General features: G+C 63.1%; 21 protein-coding genes. 13 read left to right on the top strand and 8 right to left on the bottom strand.

The features are described from left to right. Positions 1 to 57: 57 nt before the first annotated feature. Positions 58 to 870 carry an SDR family oxidoreductase gene (locus tag J7655_RS05925; protein WP_004423430.1) on the bottom strand — a complete coding sequence of 271 codons (813 nt, stop codon included), beginning with the start codon at positions 868 to 870 and terminating at the stop codon, positions 58 to 60. 105 nt (positions 871 to 975) lie between these two features. Further along, a complete protein-coding gene (locus J7655_RS05920; protein WP_230926969.1) occupies positions 976 to 1,344 on the bottom strand; it encodes a DUF2784 domain-containing protein in 369 nt (122 codons plus the stop codon). A 161-nt stretch (positions 1,345 to 1,505) separates the two neighbouring features. On the opposite strand from J7655_RS05920, the gene J7655_RS05915 reads away from it, so the two are divergent. The 4 genes from J7655_RS05915 (at position 1,506) to J7655_RS05900 (ending at position 4,916) form a co-directional block, all read left to right on the top strand. After that, a complete protein-coding gene (locus J7655_RS05915; RefSeq protein WP_230926968.1) occupies positions 1,506 to 1,730 on the top strand; it encodes a DUF2061 domain-containing protein in 225 nt (74 codons plus the stop codon). A gap of 159 nt (positions 1,731 to 1,889) precedes the next feature. Beyond that, positions 1,890 to 3,188 carry an alpha/beta fold hydrolase family protein gene (locus tag J7655_RS05910; protein ID WP_230926967.1) on the top strand — a complete coding sequence of 433 codons (1,299 nt, stop codon included), beginning with the start codon at positions 1,890 to 1,892 and terminating at the stop codon, positions 3,186 to 3,188. Then, a complete protein-coding gene (locus tag J7655_RS05905; RefSeq protein WP_230926966.1) occupies positions 3,181 to 3,951 on the top strand; it encodes an MlaA family lipoprotein in 771 nt (256 codons plus the stop codon). Before J7655_RS05910 ends, J7655_RS05905 begins: the two co-directional genes overlap by 8 nt. A gap of 110 nt (positions 3,952 to 4,061) precedes the next feature. Beyond that, entirely contained in the window at positions 4,062 to 4,916 is an 855-nt protein-coding gene (locus J7655_RS05900) for a pirin family protein (protein ID WP_230926965.1), read from the top strand. A 60-nt stretch (positions 4,917 to 4,976) separates the two neighbouring features. Here the strand turns inward: J7655_RS05900 and J7655_RS05895 are convergent, their stop codons facing one another. Both J7655_RS05895 and J7655_RS05890 read right to left on the bottom strand, forming a co-directional pair. Next, positions 4,977 to 6,158 carry a patatin-like phospholipase family protein gene (locus J7655_RS05895; RefSeq protein ID WP_230926964.1) on the bottom strand — a complete coding sequence of 394 codons (1,182 nt, stop codon included), beginning with the start codon at positions 6,156 to 6,158 and terminating at the stop codon, positions 4,977 to 4,979. 35 nt (positions 6,159 to 6,193) lie between these two features. Continuing rightward, positions 6,194 to 7,126 (bottom strand): lipid A biosynthesis lauroyl acyltransferase, encoded by a 933-nt coding sequence (locus tag J7655_RS05890; protein WP_230926963.1) that lies wholly within the window; start codon positions 7,124 to 7,126, stop codon positions 6,194 to 6,196. A 227-nt stretch (positions 7,127 to 7,353) separates the two neighbouring features. Here J7655_RS05890 and minC point away from each other — a divergent pair, with 227 nt between their 5' ends. The 7 genes from minC to lpcA all read left to right on the top strand — a co-directional run bounded on the left by minC (position 7,354) and on the right by lpcA (position 12,612). After that, positions 7,354 to 8,085 (top strand): septum site-determining protein MinC, encoded by a 732-nt coding sequence (gene minC, locus J7655_RS05885; protein WP_230926962.1) that lies wholly within the window; start codon positions 7,354 to 7,356, stop codon positions 8,083 to 8,085. A 100-nt stretch (positions 8,086 to 8,185) separates the two neighbouring features. Further along, positions 8,186 to 9,001 carry a septum site-determining protein MinD gene (minD, locus tag J7655_RS05880; RefSeq protein WP_230926961.1) on the top strand — a complete coding sequence of 272 codons (816 nt, stop codon included), beginning with the start codon at positions 8,186 to 8,188 and terminating at the stop codon, positions 8,999 to 9,001. Further along, positions 8,998 to 9,252 carry a cell division topological specificity factor MinE gene (minE, locus tag J7655_RS05875; RefSeq protein WP_069517044.1) on the top strand — a complete coding sequence of 85 codons (255 nt, stop codon included), beginning with the start codon at positions 8,998 to 9,000 and terminating at the stop codon, positions 9,250 to 9,252. The genes minD and minE overlap by 4 nt, the downstream gene beginning before the upstream one ends. Positions 9,253 to 9,394: 142 nt before the next feature. Further along, positions 9,395 to 10,030, top strand: a complete 636-nt coding sequence (locus J7655_RS05870; protein WP_061241862.1) for an RluA family pseudouridine synthase — start codon at positions 9,395 to 9,397, stop codon at positions 10,028 to 10,030. A gap of 11 nt (positions 10,031 to 10,041) precedes the next feature. Then, positions 10,042 to 10,623, top strand: coding sequence for a class I SAM-dependent methyltransferase (locus tag J7655_RS05865; RefSeq protein WP_230926960.1), 582 nt, complete (start codon positions 10,042 to 10,044; stop codon positions 10,621 to 10,623). A 103-nt stretch (positions 10,624 to 10,726) separates the two neighbouring features. Continuing rightward, on the top strand, positions 10,727 to 12,016 hold the full coding sequence (locus tag J7655_RS05860; RefSeq protein ID WP_230926959.1) for a M18 family aminopeptidase: 1,290 nt from the start codon (positions 10,727 to 10,729) through the stop codon (positions 12,014 to 12,016). A gap of 8 nt (positions 12,017 to 12,024) precedes the next feature. Continuing rightward, positions 12,025 to 12,612, top strand: coding sequence for a D-sedoheptulose 7-phosphate isomerase (gene lpcA / locus J7655_RS05855; RefSeq protein ID WP_230926958.1), 588 nt, complete (start codon positions 12,025 to 12,027; stop codon positions 12,610 to 12,612). Positions 12,613 to 12,711: 99 nt separating this feature from the next. On the opposite strand, the gene J7655_RS05850 is transcribed toward lpcA, so the two are convergent. After that, positions 12,712 to 13,461: a helix-turn-helix domain-containing protein gene (locus tag J7655_RS05850; protein ID WP_230926957.1), complete on the bottom strand. Its 750-nt coding sequence runs from the start codon at positions 13,459 to 13,461 to the stop codon at positions 12,712 to 12,714. Positions 13,462 to 13,689: 228 nt separating this feature from the next. On the opposite strand from J7655_RS05850, the gene lon reads away from it, so the two are divergent. Continuing rightward, on the top strand, positions 13,690 to 16,086 hold the full coding sequence (gene lon, locus J7655_RS05845) for an endopeptidase La (RefSeq protein WP_230926956.1): 2,397 nt from the start codon (positions 13,690 to 13,692) through the stop codon (positions 16,084 to 16,086). 97 nt (positions 16,087 to 16,183) lie between these two features. Beyond that, a complete protein-coding gene (locus J7655_RS05840; RefSeq protein ID WP_230926955.1) occupies positions 16,184 to 16,576 on the top strand; it encodes a protease inhibitor I42 family protein in 393 nt (130 codons plus the stop codon). A 175-nt stretch (positions 16,577 to 16,751) separates the two neighbouring features. Here the strand turns inward: J7655_RS05840 and J7655_RS05835 are convergent, their stop codons facing one another. The 3 genes from J7655_RS05835 to J7655_RS05825 all read right to left on the bottom strand — a co-directional run bounded on the left by J7655_RS05835 (position 16,752) and on the right by J7655_RS05825 (position 19,580). Continuing rightward, positions 16,752 to 17,513 carry an ABC transporter permease gene (locus J7655_RS05835; RefSeq protein ID WP_147810962.1) on the bottom strand — a complete coding sequence of 254 codons (762 nt, stop codon included), beginning with the start codon at positions 17,511 to 17,513 and terminating at the stop codon, positions 16,752 to 16,754. Beyond that, complete coding sequence (locus J7655_RS05830; protein WP_230926954.1) at positions 17,510 to 18,439, bottom strand: ABC transporter ATP-binding protein; 930 nt, start codon at positions 18,437 to 18,439, stop codon at positions 17,510 to 17,512. Before J7655_RS05830 ends, J7655_RS05835 begins: the two co-directional genes overlap by 4 nt. A gap of 199 nt (positions 18,440 to 18,638) precedes the next feature. Continuing rightward, positions 18,639 to 19,580: a 2-hydroxyacid dehydrogenase gene (locus J7655_RS05825; protein ID WP_230926953.1), complete on the bottom strand. Its 942-nt coding sequence runs from the start codon at positions 19,578 to 19,580 to the stop codon at positions 18,639 to 18,641. Positions 19,581 to 19,584: the final 4 nt, after the last annotated feature.

Genomic DNA, 19,584 nt, shown 5'->3' with positions numbered 1-19,584 from the left:
CCTACCCCTGCAGGCCGCGCCAGGCAAGCCTGCAGGAGGAAATAACTGACCTCATGGTCAGCTGGCGGACTTGGCCTTGCCGCGCATTTTCTCGGCCATATTGGCCATCTCGTCATACAGCGCCTGCGGGTTCTTCTGCTTCAGCGCCCAGGCCATGCGCCCCATTTCATGCGGCAGGATCATGAAACTGCCCTTGGCCACTTCAGCGTGGATGTAATCGGCGATATCCGCTGCGCTGATCGGCGAACTCTCCAGCAGCTTGCCGACCTGAGCCTTCATCGCCGGGGTCGGGCCGCGGAAGGAGTCCAGCAGGTTGGTCTGGAAGAAGGACGGACAGACCACATGCACGCCGATCTCCAGCTGGCGCAGCTCCACCAGCAGGCTTTCCGACAGGGCCACCACGCCGGCCTTGGCCACGTTGTAGTTGCTCATGCCCGGCCCCTGCATCAGGGCGGCCATGGAGGCGATATTGACGATCTTGCCCTTGCTCTTTTCCAGCAGCGGCAGAAATGCCTTGCAGCCCTTGACCACGCCCATCAGGTTGATCGCGATCTGCCAGTCCCAGTCCTCCAGCGACAGCTCGCTGAAGAAGCCACCAGAGGCCACACCGGCGTTGTTGACGATCACATCGATACCGCCGAACTGCTCTTCGCAGGCTTGCGCCAGGGCGGTCAGCTGGCTGTAGTCACGCACGTCGCAGCGACGGGTGAAGCCATCACCACCGGCCTCACGCACCAGCTTAAGGGTTTGCGCCAGCCCGGCCTCGTTGACATCGGCCAGCGCCAGGCGCCAGCCCTCACGCGCCCAGCGCAGGGCCATTTCGCGGCCCAGACCGGAACCGGCGCCCGTGATCATCATGCGGTTTTGCATAGCAGCCCTGCCTTTATTGATTGGTTGCGATGGCTGCCAGTGTAGCGAAGGCGATAAAGCCACCATGCCTTCATCAGATTTATGAATAGGCAGGGCAAATCACGATCACGTTTTCCTGCGCCAGCGCCCGATCAGCCAGGCATATACGGCAGCGTTGGCCAGCACGACGATGGCCCCCAGCCACAGCTGAATAGCCGGAGTGAGCCCGGCCGGATAGATCAGCGGTATCAGATAATGCTCGATGAAGCCGCCCTCGTAGCCGGCCTGCCCGGCCATACGACGCAACTGGTTTTCCCAGGGCGTCAGCGGGCAGCCCAGGTGCAGGCATTCGACGATTACACCCCAGGCCACCGCCGGCACATGCAGCCAGATCAGCCTTGGCCAGCGCAGCAGCAACAGGCCGCCGAGCATGACGAAGAGGATGAAACCGAGGTGGACCACCACCAGCGCGTCGGCAGCCATACGCCAAAACATTGCGCCTCCTTTGAGCGGCGAAGATAAATAGATAAAAACGGCCTCAAAACCAAAACCTCATTGAGTAGAGCTATTGCAACCATGCAAACGCCGCATTTCCCGACTCGAGGGCGTGCGACTAGCCTTACCTACGTAGGAAATGATTCTCAACGAGGTGCATCATGCTCAAGACCCTGACCTTCACCATCATGCACTTCTGCATCGCCTTCGGCGTCACCTACGCGCTGACCGGCAGCGTTGCCGCCAGTGGCCTGGTGGCCGCCATCGAACCGCTGTGCAACTCGGTGGGTTTCTACTTCCACGAAAAAATCTGGCAGTGTTTCGAGCGCAATCGTCCGCCTGCACCGGAGCGTCCCAAGCACGCCTGGTTGCACCATCAGGCCTGACTGAACAAGCCAGCCCCCGGCTGACACGCTTGACCACATGGCCCTGCTACTCAAGATCCCCGCGATAGGTCAGGATAGTCTGGCACTTTGCCCTGCTTGCTGCTGTCGAAAGCCAGCTGTTCAATCCAGACGTTCTCTTATTCAAAGGGACTTACACACATGCACAGCCTTGCCCGACTCGCCGCCTTGTTCGGTGGCCTGGTCTTCTGTGCCTCGGCGCTGGCCGCCGATGTGGATGCCGAAAGCTACGGTTATCCGCTGGCCAACCCGTTCGAGGCGACCATCGCCACCACGCCGCCCGAGCTGCGCCCGGCGCTGCCGGCTGATGACGACATCAGGCAGCGCGACTACTCGGTACGCCTACGCCCGGATCGACAATTCGAGTTGCTGGAGAACTTCTGGCCAGTGACCCGGCTGCGTTATCGCCTGGCCGAGCAGAAAGGCCGCGCGCCGCTGATCTTCATCATCGCCGGCACCGGCGCCCACTACGCCAGCGGCACCACCGAGTACCTGAAGAAGCTGTTCTACGGAGCCGGCTTCCACGTCGTGCAGCTATCATCGCCGACCAGCTACGACTTCATGGCCGCCGCCTCACGCTCTGCCACACCCGGTTACAACCCGGAAGATGCCGACGACCTGTACCGCGTGATGCAGGCTGTGCGCGCCCAGCACCCGAAGCTCAATGTCAGTGAGTTCATGCTCACCGGCTACAGCCTCGGCGCCCTGCACGCCGCGTTCGTCAGCCAACTCGATGAAACCCGTCGCGCCTTCGACTTCAAGCGTGTGCTGCTGCTCAACCCGCCGGTCAACCTCTACACCTCCATCACCAACCTGGACAAGCTGGTGCAGACCAGGGTGCAGGGCATCGACAACAGCACCAACTTCTATGATCTGGTGCTGGGCAAGCTGACCCGCTATTTCAACGACAAGGGCTACCTGGATATCAACGAGGCCATGCTCTATGACTTCCAGCAGTCAAAAGAGCGGCTATCGGACGAACAGATGGCCATGCTCATCGGCACCTCGTTCCGCTTCTCCTCCGCCGATATCGTCTTCACCTCGGACCTGCTCAATCGTCGCGGCCTGATCACCCCGCGTGACTACCGCATCACCGAGGGCACCAGCCTCACGCCCTTCTTCCAGATGGCCCTGCGCTGTGACTTCGATTGCTATATCGCCGAGCAACTGATGCCCATGTGGCGCGCCCGCTATGACGGCGGCAGCCTCAATCAGCTGATTGACAAGACCAGCCTGTATGCCCTCGAGGACTACCTCAAAGGCAGCGACAAGATCGCCGTGATGCACAACGCCGATGACCTGATCCTCGGCCAGGGCGATATAGGCTTTCTGCGCCGCACCTTCGGCGACCGCCTGACCCTTTACCCGCGTGGCGGGCACTGCGGCAACCTCAACTATCGCGTCAATGCCGACGCCATGCTGGAGTTCTTCCGTGGTTAAGCACAGCACCCTGATCATCGCCCTGCTGCTGGCCGGCGGGCAGGCTCTGGCCGCAAACCAGGTCGACCCTGACGGTTTCACCAACCCGCTGCAGCACCTGCAGTTCAACCCGGGGCTGGACCAGCAGGAATTCGAGCGCGCCTCCAGTGACGCCCTGCAGGTCTATGACCCCCTGGAGTCATGGAACCGCCGCGTCTACCACTTCAACTACCGTTTCGATCAGTGGGTCTTCCTGCCCGTGGTCGACGGTTACCGCTACGTCACGCCGAGCCTGGTGCAGAGTGGCGTGCACAACTTCTTCAACAATCTGGGGGAAATTCCCACGCTGGCCAACAGCCTGTTGCAACTCAAGGGCCAGCGGGCGATGAACAGCACTGCACGGCTGCTCTTCAATACCATCATCGGGGTTGGTGGCCTGTGGGACCCGGCCACCAAGATGGGCCTGCCACGCTTGAGCGAGGACTTCGGCCAGACCCTGGGGTACTACGGCGTACCGGCCGGGCCTTACCTGATGCTGCCGCTGCTCGGCCCGTCGAACCTGCGCGACACCGGCGGCCTGGTGGCGGATTACAGCCTGGAGAGCGCGGTCAACTACCTCGATGTGGCCGATGCCAGCGCCGACAATCCCGGAATCACGGCGCTGCGTATCGTCGACACCCGTGCCAATACCGGCTTCCGCTATGGCCAACTGAATTCGCCGTTCGAGTACGAGAAGATTCGTTACTTCTACCACGAGTCGCGCAAGCTGAAGATTGCCGACTGAAGCCTGGGCCATGCATCGAATTAATCGATGCATGGCCGGCAAATTTTCCACCCAAATATCGATTCGATGCGACTAGCATGGCGCCATTCCTACCTCCCAAGGAGCTCGCCATGACTTCGCCACGCCGCGTCATCAGCATCCAGCCTGGCCAACCCGCCTCGGACGGCGCGGGTGTGCGCCTCAACCGTGTAATCGGCGGGCCGGGTCTGGAGCGCTTCGATCCCTTCCTGATGCTCGACGAGTTTTCCACCGATAACCCCGACGATTACATCGCCGGTTTCCCGCCGCATCCGCATCGCGGCTTCGAGACCATCACTTACATGCTTGAAGGGCGCATGCGCCATGAGGATCACCTGGGCAACGTCGGCCTGCTCGGCAGCGGCGGCGTGCAGTGGATGACCGCAGCACGCGGCATCATTCACAGCGAAATGCCCGAGCAGGAGTCCGGTGCCATGCGCGGCTTCCAGCTCTGGCTCAACCTGCCGGCCAAGGACAAACTGGGCCAGGCGGGTTATCGCGACATCCCGGCCAGCGAGATCCCGCGCATCAACACGGCATCCGGCGTCGAGGTGGTGGTGATCGCCGGCGAGTTCGACGATGGAGAGATTCGTCAGGCCGGCGCCGTGCAGCGTCCGCATACCGAGCCGCAACTGTTCGACCTGCATCTGCCGGCCGGCAGCCAGGTGGCACCACGTCTGGCCGACGGGCAGCGGGTGATGCTCTACGTCTACCAGGGTTTGCTCGAATTACCCGAGGCCAGCGCACAACCGGTCAGCGCCGGGCGCCTGGTACGCCTGTCTGACGCGGGCGCACTGCACCTGTCCAGCGCTCATGGCGCACGGGTGCTGCTGATCGCCGGCACGCCACTGAACGAGCCCATCGTCCAGTACGGGCCGTTCGTGATGAACAGCCGTGAGGAAATCGAGCAGGCTCTGCGTGACTTTCGCGATGGTGTGCTGGCCTGAGGTGCAGAAACCGGACGCTGTGCAGGATGCGCCGCTCGACCTGACCTCCAGGGCTGCGACTCAGGCAGGCTGCGCCACATCGACCAGCCCGAGAAAACGGCAGAGGTCGGCCTTGCGTGTCATCGCATCCTGATAACCCAGTTCGATCAACTCGCTGCAGTAACCGGGCTCGAACAGCAGGTAACTGAGCACCCCCGCTCCACCGGCTTTGGTCGCCCCCGGACCACGCAGAAACAGGCGCAGCGCCCTGGGCAGCTCGCGCTGATGACGCGCGGCAATCTGATCCAGCGGCTGGCTCGGGGCGATCACCAGCACATCCACCGGGTTCAAGCCCAAACCACGCGGTCGCCGTTCAGGCGGTACCAGCGCACTCATCTGGTTGAGTCGTTCGAGCAGTTCGATGTCGGTTTCCAGATTATCGATGAAGGTACTGTTGAGCATGTGCCCACCAATCTGCGCCAGACTCGGCGGGCGGTTGGCCGGGGTGACCGGCACAGGGGCCGAGGCATTGCTCTGCGCATTGCCACTCACACCAATCACCAGCACGCGACTGGCCCCCAGATGCAAGGCAGGGCTGATCGGCGCCGCCTGGCGTACCGCGCCGTCGCCGAAGTATTCGCGGTTGATCTTCACCGGCGGGAATATCAGAGGGATCGACGCACTGGCGAGCAGATGGTGAAGTTGCAGACGTGTCGGCACGCCCACCCTGCGATGACGAAACCAGGGGTCGATGGTCGCGCGACCCTGATAAAAGGTCATCGCCTGACCGCTTTCATAGCCGAAGGCCGTCACCGCCACGGCCCGCAACTGTCGATGACGCACGGCAGCCGCGATACCGGAGAAATCCAGCTCGCGCTCCAGCAACTCGCGCAATGGCGAGCTGTCGAGCAGCGCCACCGGCACCTCGCGCCCCAGGCCGAGCAGGCTGTGACCGACGAAACGCGCCGCCTGACGCAGCACGCCCGGCCAGTCGCTGCGGTACACCATATGGGTGTGAAAGCCCTGCCAGACCGAGGTCAGGCGCCGCACCGCCTCGCCGAACTGCAGCGCGCCACAGGCCAGGCCAACGGCATTGATTGCACCGGCCGAGGTGCCGACGATCACCGGAAAGGGATTGCGCGAGGCATCCGGCAGCAGATCGGCAATGGCCGCCAGCACCCCGACCTGATAGGCCGCCCGCGCCCCGCCACCGGAGAGGATCAGCCCGGTCACGGGCGCATCGGGGCGGGCAATCACGGTCATCGGGCGATCCTGTTTTTCGTTGCAGTATAGATGCGCTACTTGCGCTTACCGTAAAGCTTCGGCTCCCCCTCGGGGCGCGTCTTGAACCGCCGATGCGCCCACAGATACTGCTGCGGGCAGGCACTGACCACGTGCTCGACCCACTGATTGATGCGCAGGCAATCAGCCTCCTCGCTCTCGCCGGGGAAGTCTTCGAGCGGCGCATGCACCACCAGGCGATAACCGCTGCCGTCAGCCAGACGCTGCTGAGTGAAGGGCACCACGCGCGCCTTGCCCAGGCGGGCGAACTTGGTGGTGGCGGTAACCGTCGCCGCCTGGATGCCGAACAAGGGCACGAAGATGCTCTGCTTGCGCCCGTAGTCCTGGTCCGGCGCGTACCAGATGGCGCGACCGGCACGCAGCACCTTGAGCATCGCGCGAATGTCCTCACGCTCGATGGCAGTGGCATCGAGGTTATGACGCTCGCGGCCACGGCGCTGGATGAAGTCGAACAACGGGTTGTCGTGCTCGCGGTACATGCCATCGATGGTGTGCAATTGGCCAAGCAGCGCGGCACCGATTTCCAGGGTGGTGAAATGCACCGCCATGAGAATCACGCCCTGCCCCTCGGCCTGTGCCTGCTGCAGATGCTCGAGGCCTTCGACGTGCGCCAGGCGCGCCAGACGCGCCTTGGGCCACCACCAGCTCATGGCCATCTCGAAGAAGGCGATGCCGGTGGAGGCGAAGTTTTCCCTGAGCAGACGCTCACGCTCGGCAGCGCTCTTGTCGGGGAAACACAGCTCCAGGTTGCGTGCGGCGATCTGCCGGCGCGAGCTGGCCGTGCGGTACATCAGCCAGCCCAGCGCCCGCCCCAGCTTCAGTTGCAGGCCATAAGGCAGTTGCACCACCAGCCACAGTAGCGAGAACCCCAGCCACAGCGGCCAGAAGCGCGGATGAAGAAAATAGGCGCGAAAGCGGGGGCGATCCATGAGGCGTTTCCGATCACTTGCAAAGCCGCGCATTCTAACCCAGTTTTCCCGGCCAGCTCGGCGACATCCATGCCACCTGAGTCATTCGCCACAGCGCAGCGACAGACAAACACCCCCAACCTGCGCCCTCGGCTCTGGCCTCACTGACGTGCGCGGCTTGCGGCATGCGGTCTATGCCGTTATAAGTCCGGCATCTTTCGACTCGCCACAAGGCCCATCGCCCCACCATGAGCCAAGCCGACCTCCTCGCCCAAGACCCCGTATTCCAGCTCAAGGGCAGCATGCTCGCCATCACCGTGATGGAACTGGCGCACAACGACCTCGAACGCCTCGACGCACAACTGACGGAAAAAGTCGCCCAGGCCCCGGCCTTTTTCAGCAATACGCCGCTGGTACTGGCCCTGGACAAACTACCGGCAGGCGAAGGTGAGCTGGATCTGGCCGAGCTGATGGCCGTCTGCCGCCGCCATGGCCTGCGCACCCTGGCCATACGCGCCTCTCGCGAAAGCGACGTCGCTGCCGCCGAAGCCATGGACCTGCCCGTGCTGCCGCCGTCCGGAGCGCGCGAACGGCCTATCGACCCGGCGCCGCCGAAGAAGGTCGAGGTAAAACCCGCCGAGCCCGAGCACAAGCCCGCACGGGTCGTCACCACACCAGTGCGCGGCGGCCAGCAGATCTATGCCCAGGGCGGCGATCTGATCGTGTTGGCGCCGGTCAGCGCCGGGGCGGAACTTCTCGCCGATGGCAACATCCATGTTTACGCGCCCATGCGTGGCCGCGCCCTGGCCGGGATCAAGGGCAACACCCAGGCACGGATTTTCTGTCAGCAAATGGGCGCCGAAATGCTGTCGATTGCCGGCCATTACAAGGTCGCCGAAGACCTGCGCCGTGACCCGCTATGGGGTGACGCGGTGCAAGTCAGCCTGTCGGGTGACGTGTTGAACATCACCCGCCTTTAACGGATACTGCGGCCACTTTTTTACGGACACAAAAAGGCATCTGGAAGCCTCGAATGGCTGACGGATTCCCGCGTTTTATTCATTTTTAGGGTGAATCACCTTGGCCAAGATCCTCGTAGTCACTTCCGGCAAGGGTGGCGTCGGTAAAACCACCACCAGCGCCGCCATCGGTACCGGCCTCGCCCTGCGCGGGCACAAGACCGTCATCGTCGACTTCGACGTCGGTCTGCGTAACCTCGACCTGATCATGGGCTGCGAACGTCGCGTGGTGTACGACTTCGTCAACGTCGTCAACGGCGAGGCCACGCTGACCCAGGCCCTGATCAAGGACAAGCGCCTCGAGAACCTGTACGTGCTGGCCGCCAGCCAGACCCGTGACAAGGACGCCCTGACCCTGGAAGGCGTCGAGAAAGTCATCACCGAGCTGTCGCAGAATTTCGAATACGTGGTCTGCGATTCGCCGGCCGGCATCGAGAAAGGCGCGCACCTGGCGATGTACTTCGCCGACGAAGCCATCGTCGTGACCAACCCGGAAGTGTCCTCGGTACGTGACTCCGACCGCATGCTCGGCCTGCTGGCGAGTAAATCGCGCCGCGCCGAGAAAGGCGAAGAGCCGATCAAGGAGCACCTGCTGCTGACCCGTTACAACCCCGAGCGCGTCACCAAGGGCGAAATGCTCGGCGTCGAAGACGTCGAGGAAATCCTCGCCATCCGCCTGCTCGGCGTGATCCCCGAATCCCAGGCCGTGCTCAAGGCATCCAACCAGGGCATACCGGTCATCCTCGATGACCAGAGCGACGCCGGCCAGGCCTACAGCGATGCCGTCGAGCGCCTGCTGGGCAAGGACGTGCCGCACCGCTTCCTGGATGTGAAGAAGCAGGGCTTCCTGCAGCGCCTGTTTGGAGGTCGAGAATGAATATTTTTGACTTCTTGCGTTCGCGCAAGAAGGAAACCACCGCCTCCATCGCCAAGGAGCGCCTGCAGATCATCGTCGCCCACGAACGTGGCCAGCGCAGCCAACCGGACTACCTGCCGGCCCTGCAGCAGGAACTAGTGGAAGTGATCCGCAAGTACGTCAACATCGATTCGGATCAGGTGCAGGTCGCCCTGGAGAACCAGGGCAGTTGCTCGATCCTGGAGTTGAACATTACCCTGCCGGACCGTTAATCGAGACCGGTTGCGCTCACGGCGGCTTCGGCCGCCGTGTTCATTTCTAGCCAAACGCACCTGTAGGCGCGGATTCATCCGCGAAGCGTCTACAGGCCAACAGCATCGCGGATAAATCCGCTCCTACACCAGCCCACACACCATGCCGCTAAGCCAGATCGAAATTCTCCACCAGGACGCCGCCCTGCTGGTGATCAACAAGCCCACCCTGCTGCTGTCGGTGCCCGGCCGCGCCGATGACAACAAGGATTGCCTGGTCACCCGCCTGCAGGAAAATGGCTACCCCGAGGCGCGCATCGTGCATCGGCTGGACTGGGAAACCTCCGGCATCATCGTTCTGGCCCGCGACGCCGACAGCCACCGCGAGCTGTCCCGGCAGTTCCATGACCGCGAAACGGAAAAGGCCTACACCGCCCTGTGCTGGGGCCAGCCGCAGGCCGACAGCGGCAGCATCGACCTGCCGCTGCGCTACGATCCGCCGACAAAACCACGCCATGTCGTCGATCACGAACTGGGCAAGCATGCGCTGACCCACTGGCGCATCGTCGAGCGCTGCGGCGACTGGTGCAGGGTCGAACTCACGCCCATCACCGGCCGTTCGCACCAGTTGCGCGTGCACATGCTCTCCATCGGCCACCCGCTGCTGGGCGACCGCCTCTACGCCCATGAACAGGCGCTGGCCGCCCATGAGCGCCTGTGCCTGCACGCCAGCATGCTCGCCCTCACCCATCCGCAAACGGGCGAACGCATGCGCTTCGAGTGCCCGGCGCCGTTCTGAGGCAGCGACGAATGAGCGACAGACTCTATTACGACCGCACCCAGGGTGCTCCGGCCTGGCCAGCGCTGTTGATGGCGCTGGAAGCGGCCCCACGAACAGCAGGTTTTGCCATAGACCTGGGCTGCGGTGCCGGACGCGACACGCTAGAACTGCTGCGCCGTGGGTGGGAAGTTCTGGCCGTGGATCGCGAGGAGCAAGCCATTGCTCGTTTGCGTCAGCAGTTGCAGGGGGATCAAGCGTCACGTCTGACTACCCTCTGCGAGCACTTCGAGCATTGCGAACTACCGCCGGCCGACCTGATCAATAGCGCCTTCGCCCTGCCTTTCTGCCGCCCCATGGAGTTTCCCCATTTTTGGCAACGCATAAGTCACGCCCTAAGGCCTGACGGGCTGTTTTGCGGTAATTTCTTCGGCCCTAACGACGACTGGGCAAACGGAGATCTGAGCATTCTCGACAGACAGTCCGTAGAAAACCTCTTTGCCGGTTGGGAGCTGCTCCATTTTGAAGAAATTGACCGACAGGGGAGCACAGCTCGTGGCCACACCAAACACTGGCATCTCTTCTCGGTCGTAGCGCGACGGCATCACACTTGAGATAGTCGCTGCATAGAAGCTCACTATCGCTGCAAACGAGTGCGCGAGCGGCACAGCGCGATGCAAATTGGTTACACTCGCGCCATCGTTGCCCGGAGTCCCTATGCGCGAAGAACTGATCCAAGGCCTGCTCGATTTTCTCAACGCCTCGCCGACCCCCTTTCATGCCACCACCAGCCTGGCCATGCGCCTGGAAGCCGCCGGTTATCGTCACCTCGACGAACGCGCGCCCTGGCATACCGAAGCCGGTGGTCGCTATTACGTGACCCGCAACGACTCCTCGATCATCGCTTTCAAACTGGGCAAACGTCCGGCCGTCGACGGCGGCATTCGCCTGGTCGGTGCGCATACCGACAGCCCCTGCCTGCGCGTCAAGCCAAGCCCGGAGCTGCAGCGCCAGGGCTTCTTCCAGCTCGGCGTGGAAGTCTACGGCGGCGCCCTGCTCGCCCCCTGGTTCGACCGTGACCTGTCTCTGGCCGGCCGCGTGACCTACCGCCGCGACGGCAAGGTCGAGAGCCAGCTGATCGACTTCTACCAGCCCATCGCGGTAATCCCCAGCCTGGCCATCCACCTCAACCGCGAGGCCAACCAGGGCTGGGCGATCAACCCGCAGAACGAGTTGCCGCCGATCCTCGCCCAACTGGCCAGCAGCGAAACCGCCGACTTCCGTGCCCTGCTCGCCGAGCAACTGGCGATGGAGCATGACTTCAATCCGGACGCGGTACTGGATTACGAGCTGAGCTTCTACGACACCCAGAGCGCCGCCATCGTCGGCCTCAACCAGGATTTCATCGCCAGTGCGCGCCTGGACAACCTGCTGTCGTGCTACGCCGGCCTGCAGGCACTGATCGATTCGGACGACGAAGAAACCTGCGTGCTGGTCTGCACCGACCATGAAGAAGTCGGCTCCTGCTCCGCCTGCGGCGCCGACGGCCCCTTCCTCGAGCAGGTACTGCGCCGCGTGCTGCCGGGCGGCGATGATTTCGTCCGCATCATTCAGCGCTCGCTGCTGGTATCGGCCGACAACGCCCATGGCGTGCACCCCAACTATGCCGACAAGCACGACGGCAACCACGGGCCCAAGCTCAACGCCGGACCGGTGATCAAGATCAACAGCAACCAGCGCTACGCCACCAACAGCGAAACCGCCGGCTTCTTCCGCCACCTGTGCCTGGAGAACGAAGTGCCGGTGCAGAGCTTCGTGGTGCGCAGCGACATGGGCTGCGGCTCCACCATCGGCCCGATCACCGCCAGCCAATTGGGCGTACGCACGGTCGACATCGGCCTGCCCACCTTCGCCATGCACTCGATCCGTGAACTGGCTGGCAGCCACGATCTGGAGCATCTGGTGAAAGTGTTGACCGCCTTCTATTCCAGCAGCGACCTGCCTTGAGGCCCGAGATGATCGAACATATCCGCAACAGCCTGCAGGAAGCCCAGCGTGCGCTGGAGGCCTTCCTCGCCAACGAACAGACCCTGGGCAATATCCAGAAGGCCGCCGAACTGCTGGTCGAGAGCTTTGAGCACAAGGGCAAGGCCTTTTCCTGCGGCAATGGCGGCTCGATGTGCGACGCCATGCACTTCGCCGAGGAGCTGACCGGGCGCTACCGCAAGAACCGTCCTGGTATCGCCGCCGTGTCGATCAGCGACCCCAGCCACATCAGCTGTGTGGCCAATGACTTCGGCTATGACTTCATCTTCTCGCGCTACATCGAGTCGCACGGCCGCGAAGGTGACGTGCTGATCGCCATCAGCACCAGCGGCAAGAGCCCCAATGTGGTCAAGGCCGCCGAAGCTGCCAAGGCGCTGGGTGTGAAGGTGATCGCTCTGACCGGCAAGCACGGCTCGCTGCTGGAAAGCCTGGCCGACGTGTGCATCTGCGCCCCGGGCGGCGATTTCGCCGACCGCGTGCAGGAGCTGCACATCAAGACCCTGCATATTCTGATCGAGCTGATCGAGCGCAAGCTGAGCCCGCAGAACTACGCTTGAGAATCAGTAGGGTGGGCCGGGCGGCGATCCGCTTTAGCCCGCCGTTGGCTGGCATGGTAAGTCGACTGGCTGGTGGGCTGAAGCCCACCCTACTTAACGCTATGCGGCGCGCAGGCGCTTCGGGGTCAGGCCCGTATAGCGGCGCATGGCCGTGGTCAGGGCACTCTGGCTGGAAAAGCCGCATTCCTCGGCGATGCGCACCAACGGCAGGTTGCTCTCGCGCAGCATGCGTGCGGCGCGATCGAGACGGGTCTGCAGCAGGTACTGGTGCGGCGTAAGGCCGACACTGTCCTTGAACTGGGCGTGGAAGTGGCTGGGGCTCAGGCACATTTCCTGCGCCAGCTCGGCAACACTGATGCGCCGCGCCAGATGCTCGTCGATGTAGTCATCCAGGCGCTGCAGATCCAGCACGCCTTGTGGCTGCCGGCGCTGTTCGCCGAACAGACGCAGGTGCAACGCTCGCAGCAGCACGCCGCCGAGCGAGCGCGCCAGGATCGAATCGCTGCCATAGCGCTCCAGCTCGGCGCCGGCATAGGTCAGCAGATGCTGGAAATCGACATCGAGGGCGGGATAGCGGGGCTTTTCGAACAGCCGATGGAGCAGCTCCAGGTCTTCGCTGGGCGTGTCCTGTTCGTCCAGGTCGAGAATCAGCATGCGATTCTCGCCCATGCCGGCGAACTGGTGAGGCGCATCGCCCGGCACCAGGCAGGCACGCATACGGCAAACTTCCCCGCCACGGCCACCGACCTCGAATTCGGCGCGACCGACCAGGGACATCACCAACTGATGATGATCATGGGCATGTTCATGGGCCTGTTCATCCAGGCGGATCACACGGGCTTGCAACATCGCGAAAGACTGGCGGCATGGAACAAGGGTTGCACTTTACTCCTTTCCAGAGAAAAACGCCGCAACCGAACATCAGAAGAGGTTGCACCTTTAGCAACCAGGCATTAAGCCTTCTCCCCGCACCAACACGCCAGACAACTATGTGCAGAGATGCGTCCGGCCTCGACAACGTTGAAAAACGCCGCAGCTCGCCCCATGTAGCACTCAACGTACACGCAAAGGTGCTCCATGAACGATCAGGACAACACCCCCGAAGCTGTCGAAGTTCACGTCAAGGCCGATAGCACTGGCCTGGTACTGCCCGCGCAGCAGTTCCCGGACAAGCTCTACATCATCCCCATCCACAACCGCCCGTTCTTCCCGGCGCAGGTGTTGCCGGTAATCGTCAACCAGCAGCCCTGGGGGCGCACCCTGACGCGCGTCGGCAACACCGAGCACAAGTGCATGGCGGTGTTCTTCGTCGACACGCCACCGGACGAGCACGGCGAATTCGATCTCGACAGCCTGCCCGAGCACGGCACCCTAGTGCGTGTGCATCATGTCAGCGAGGAAGGCGGCAAGCTGCAGTTTGTTGCCCAGGGACTGACCCGCGTGCGCATTCGCGGCTGGCTCAGCCGCCGTGGCCCATACCTGGCCGAAGTCGAATATCCGCAGGCGCCCAACGACCCGCGCGACGAGGTCAAGGCCTATGGCATGGCGCTGATCAACGCGATCAAGGAGCTGCTGCCGCTCAACCCGCTGTACAGCGAAGAGCTGAAGAACTACCTGAACCGCTTCAGCCCCAACGATCCGTCGCCGCTCACCGACTTCGCCGCCGCACTGACCACCGCCCCGGGGCGCGAGCTGCAGGAAGTGCTCGACACCGTACCCATGCTCAAACGCATGGAAAAGGTGCTGCCGCTGCTGCGCAAGGAGGTCGAAGTAGGCCGCCTGCAGAAAGAATTGTCGGCCGAGGTGAACAAACAGATCGGCGAGCGGCAGCGCGAGTTCTTCCTCAAGGAACAGCTCAAGCTGATCCAGCAGGAACTGGGTATCAGCAAGGACGACAGGAGCGCCGATCGCGAGGAATTTCTCGCCCGCCTCGAAGGCAAGACCCTGCCGGCACAAGCGCAGAAGCGTATCGACGAGGAACTGAACAAGCTGTCGATCCTCGAGACCGGCTCGCCGGAGTACGCCGTTACGCGCAACTACCTGGACTGGGCCACTGCCCTGCCCTGGGGTATCCACGGCCAGGACAAGCTCGACCTCGGCCGCGCGCGCAAGGTGCTGGACAAGCATCACGCCGGCATGGACGACATCAAGCAGCGCATCACCGAGTTCCTGGCCGTCGGCGCCTTCAAAGGTGAAATCGCCGGCTCCATCGTGCTGCTGGTCGGCCCACCCGGCGTGGGCAAGACCAGCATTGGCAAGTCCATCGCCGAATCCCTCGGCCGGCCGTTCTACCGTTTCTCGGTGGGCGGCATGCGTGACGAGGCGGAGATCAAGGGCCACCGCCGCACCTACATCGGCGCCATGCCCGGCAAGCTGGTGCAGGCGCTGAAGGAAGCCGAGGTGATGAACCCGGTGATCATGCTCGACGAGATCGACAAGATGGGCAGCAGCTACCAGGGCGACCCGGCCTCGGCGCTGCTGGAGACCCTCGACCCGGAGCAGAACGTCGAATTCCTCGACCACTACCTGGATCTGCGCCTGGATCTGTCCAAGGTGCTGTTCGTCTGCACCGCCAACACCCTCGACTCCATCCCCGGCCCCCTGCTCGACCGCATGGAAGTGATCCGCCTGTCCGGCTATATCACCGAGGAAAAACTGGCCATCGCCAAGCGCCACCTGTGGCCCAAGCAGTTGGAGAAAGCCGGCGTGCCGAAGGCGCGCCTGTCCATCAGCGATGCGGCGCTGCGTGCAGTCATCGAAGGCTATGCCCGCGAGGCCGGCGTACGTCAGCTGGAGAAACAGCTGGGCAAGCTGGTGCGCAAGTCGGTGGTGAAACTGCTGGAGGATCCCGAGGCGAAAATCTGCATCGGCGCCAAGGATCTCGAGGAAGCCCTCGGCATGCCGGTGTTCCGCAACGAGCGGGTGCTGGCCGGCGTCGGCGTCATCACCGGCCTGGCCTGGACCAGCATGGGCGGTGCCACCCTGCCGATCGAGGCGACGCGTATCCATACGCTCAACCGTGGTTTCAAACTTACTGGCCAGCTCGGCGAGGTGATGAAGGAATCGGCGGAGATCGCCTACAGCTACGTCAGCTCGCGTCTGAAGCAGTTCGGCGGCGACCCGACCTTCTTCGACCAGGCCTTCGTCCACCTGCACGTGCCGGAAGGTGCGACGCCCAAGGACGGCCCCAGCGCCGGCATCACCATGGCCAGCGCCCTGCTCTCCCTGGCGCGCAACCAGGCGCCGAAAAAGGGCGTGGCCATGACTGGCGAACTGACCCTCACCGGCCAGGTGCTGCCCATCGGCGGCGTGCGCGAGAAGGTGATCGCGGCGCGGCGGCAGAAAATCTTCGAGCTGATCCTGCCGGAGGCCAACCGCGGCAGCTACGAGGAGTTGCCGGACTATCTCAAGGAAGGCCTGACCGTGCACTTCGCCAAGCGCTATGGCGACGTGGCCAAGGTACTCTTCGAGTAGCCGCAGGCTTCAGGCTGCAGGCAAGCACCTGTAGCTTGTAGCCTGTAGCTTACCGGTACGGCTATGCTGGGCCAGGTTTCGTCGACTGGAGTTCGTCATGCACGCCACCTTGCGCCTGCTTACCCTGCCCGCCCTGGCCCTGCTCAGCGCCTGTGCTCATCAATCCGGCACGCTGGAGCTGAAGAAGGATCGGCAGTGCCCGCTGACGCTGAACAAGGGCCAGCAACTAATCCTCAGCCTGCCCAGCAACCCCACGACCGGTTTTCGCTGGGAAGTCCGTGATGGTGCGGCGAACGTGCTGCAAAGCCTCGGCCCGGAGGTGTACAGCAACCCGGAAGACAGCGGAGTGGTCGGTGCCGGCGGAATCTCCACCTGGCGTTTCACGGCGCGCGAGCCCGGCGAAGGCCGCCTGCTGCTGACCTACCAGCAGCCGTGGGAGCAGAATGTGCCGCCAGCGCAAACCTTCGAGTGTGAGATACGGGTCAAATGAAACAGGGGCGCATCAGGCGCCCCTTCTCATATGGCCTCAGCCAAGGCATGGCGAAGAACCATACCGTAGGAGCCCGCTTGCGGGCGATCCATGATGCGCCCGCATGATCGCCCGCAAGCGGGCTCCTACGAAAAGCGACACTGCGCAATGTGTGTGCGCTTCCCCCTAAACAGCCTCAGCTCTTGAGCCGGTAGCCGGTCTTGAAGATCCAGCCCACCAGCAAGATGCACAGACCGAGAAAGCCGAGAATCATCGCCAGGCTGACACCAACGTTGACGTCCGACACACCATAGAAGCTCCAACGGAAGGCGCTGATCAGGTACACCACGGGGTTGAACAGGGTTACCGTCTGCCAGGCCGGCGGCAGCATGCTGATGGAATAGAAGGCGCCGCCGAGGAAAGTCAGCGGCGTGACGATCAGCGCCGGGACGATCTGCAATTTCTCCCAGCCATCGGCCCACACACCAATGATGAAGCCGAACAGGCTGAAGGTCAGCGCGGTGAGCACTAGGAAAGACGCCATCCACAGCGGATGCTGAATCTCGAAATCGACGAACAGCCTGGCGGTGAGCAGGATGATGATGCCGAGGATCACCGACTTGGTCGCCGCCGCGCCGACATAGCCGATGAGAATTTCCAGGTAAGAGACCGGCGCCGACAGAATCTCGTAGATGCTCCCCGAATACTTGGGCATGTAGATGCCGAACGAGGCGTTGGAAATGCTCTCGGTCAGCAGTGCCAGCATGATCAGCCCCGGAATGATGAAGGCGCCGTAGCTCACGCCCTGTACCTGGGTCATGCTCGAACCGATGGCCGAGCCGAACACCACGAAGTACAGCGAGGTGCTGATCACCGGGGTGGCGATGCTCTGCAGCAGGGTGCGCCAGGTGCGCGCCAGCTCGAACAGGTAGATGGCCTTGATGGCATACAGGTTCATGCGCGCGACTCCTCCAGCAGTGAAACGAAAATCTCCTCTAGCGAACTCTGGCTCGACTGCAGATCCTTGAAGTCGATGCCGTGCTGGGCCAGGTCACGCAGCAACTCGGCGATGCCGGTGTTCTCGTGCTGGGCGTCGAAGGTGAACACCAGAGCATGGCCCTGATCGGCCAGCTCCAGGCCGTAGCGCGACAGCTCGGCCGGCACGCAGGACAACGGCTGCTGCAGGTGCAGGGTCAGCTGCTTCTTGCCCAGCTTGTGCATCAGCACCTGCTTGTCTTCCACCAGAATGATCCGCCCCTTGCTGATCACCCCGATGCGATCGGCCATCTCCTCGGCTTCTTCGATGTAGTGGGTGGTGAGGATAATGGTCACGCCGCGCTCACGCAGGCGCCGCACCATGTTCCACATGTCGCGGCGCAGCTCCACATCGACACCAGCGGTGGGTTCGTCAAGGAAGAGAATCTGCGGCTCGTGCGACAGCGCCTTGGCGATCATCACCCGGCGCTTCATGCCGCCGGACAGTTCCATGATCTTGGCGTTGCGTTTGTCCCATAGCGACAGATCCTTGAGCAGCTGCTCGAGGTAGGCCGGGTCGGGCTTCTTGCCGAACAGGCCACGGCTGAACTTGACCGTCGCCCAGACGGTTTCGAACACGTCGCTGACCAGCTCCTGCGGCACCAGGCCGATCTGCGAGCGGGCCGCGCGGTAATCACGGACGATGTCCTTGCCGCCGACCAGCACCCTGCCCTCGCCCGGATTGACGATGCCGCAGATAATGCTGATCAGGGTGGTCTTGCCGGCGCCATTGGAGCCGAGTAGGGCGAAGATCTCGCCCTTTCGAATGTCCAGGTCAATGCCCTGCAGCGCCGGATGCCCGGACGCATAGGTCTTGTTCAGTTGCTGGATGGAGATGACCGACTGCACGGTGGATGGCCCCTTGCCTGCGGAAAACGCCACAGTTTACAGGGCATGAGCCGCCGACATCAGCGTGCGGAAGAAAAAACGGCGCACTTGTGGTGCGCCGGGGATGCTGCAGGTGAGGTAGAAACGATTACAGCGCTTGTGGCGATGTAACGATAGGCCAGGCGGCAGCGCCGTCCGGCGTATTCAGTGGCGGGCCCAATCAGAGCGGCGTCAGCAGCTTGCCGGTGGCGATGAAGGCACGCAGGTTGTCCAGCACCAGATCAGCCATCTGCTGGCGGGTCTCGACACTGCCGCTGCCGATATGCGGTAGCAGCACCACGTTGCCCAACTCACGTAGCGCGCCTGGAACCTGGGGTTCATGTTCGTAGACGTCCAGCCCGGCACCGGCGACCACACCCGTTTGCAGAGCCTTGATCAACGCCGCCTCATCGACCACCGAGCCGCGCGCGACATTGACCAGGAAGCCATCCGGCCCCAGCGCCTCGAGCACCTCGGCGTTGATCAGATGATGGGTGGCCTTGCCGCCCGGGCAGGTCAGCACCAGGAAGTCTGCCCAACGCGCCAGCGCCAGCAGATCCGGCTCATGCTGGTAAGGGCTGCCTGTGACGGCACGGCGATTGTGGTAACGCACCGGCATGGCGAACCCTGCGGCGCGCTGGGCAACCGCCTCGCCGATACGGCCAAGGCCGACGATACCCAGGCGCTTGCCGCTCACACGCCGTCCCAAGGGGAAACTCGCACCGCTGCCCCAATCGCCACTGCGCACGAAGCGATCCGACGCGGACATGCACCGAGCGCTGTCGATCATCAGGCCCATGGCCAGGTCGGCCACGCAGTCGTTGAGCACGTCCGGCGTGGTGCTGAGCACGATACCCCGCTCGCGCAGCAAGTCCAGCGGATAGGGGTCGTAGCCGACACCGAAACTGCAGATGGCGCGCAGATTCGGCAGCAGCGCCAGCTGGTCGGCCGTACAGCCGAAACGCGCCGAGGACACCATGTAGATGAACTGCTCGCCGTGCTCATGCAGGAACGCCAGCGGCTCGGTCTGTTGCCACAGCGCGCTGACCTCGTATTGCGCGGCCAGCTCGCGGTTGAAGCGCTCGCTCAGCGGGCCGATCTGTAACACCTTGGCTTTGCTCATGACG

The sequence above is a fragment of the Pseudomonas wenzhouensis genome (assembly GCF_021029445.1).
Classification (GTDB): Bacteria; Pseudomonadota; Gammaproteobacteria; order Pseudomonadales; family Pseudomonadaceae; genus Aquipseudomonas; species Aquipseudomonas wenzhouensis.
Note: the sequence above shows the minus strand (reverse complement) of the source record. Positions and strands in the feature narration are given on the sequence as shown.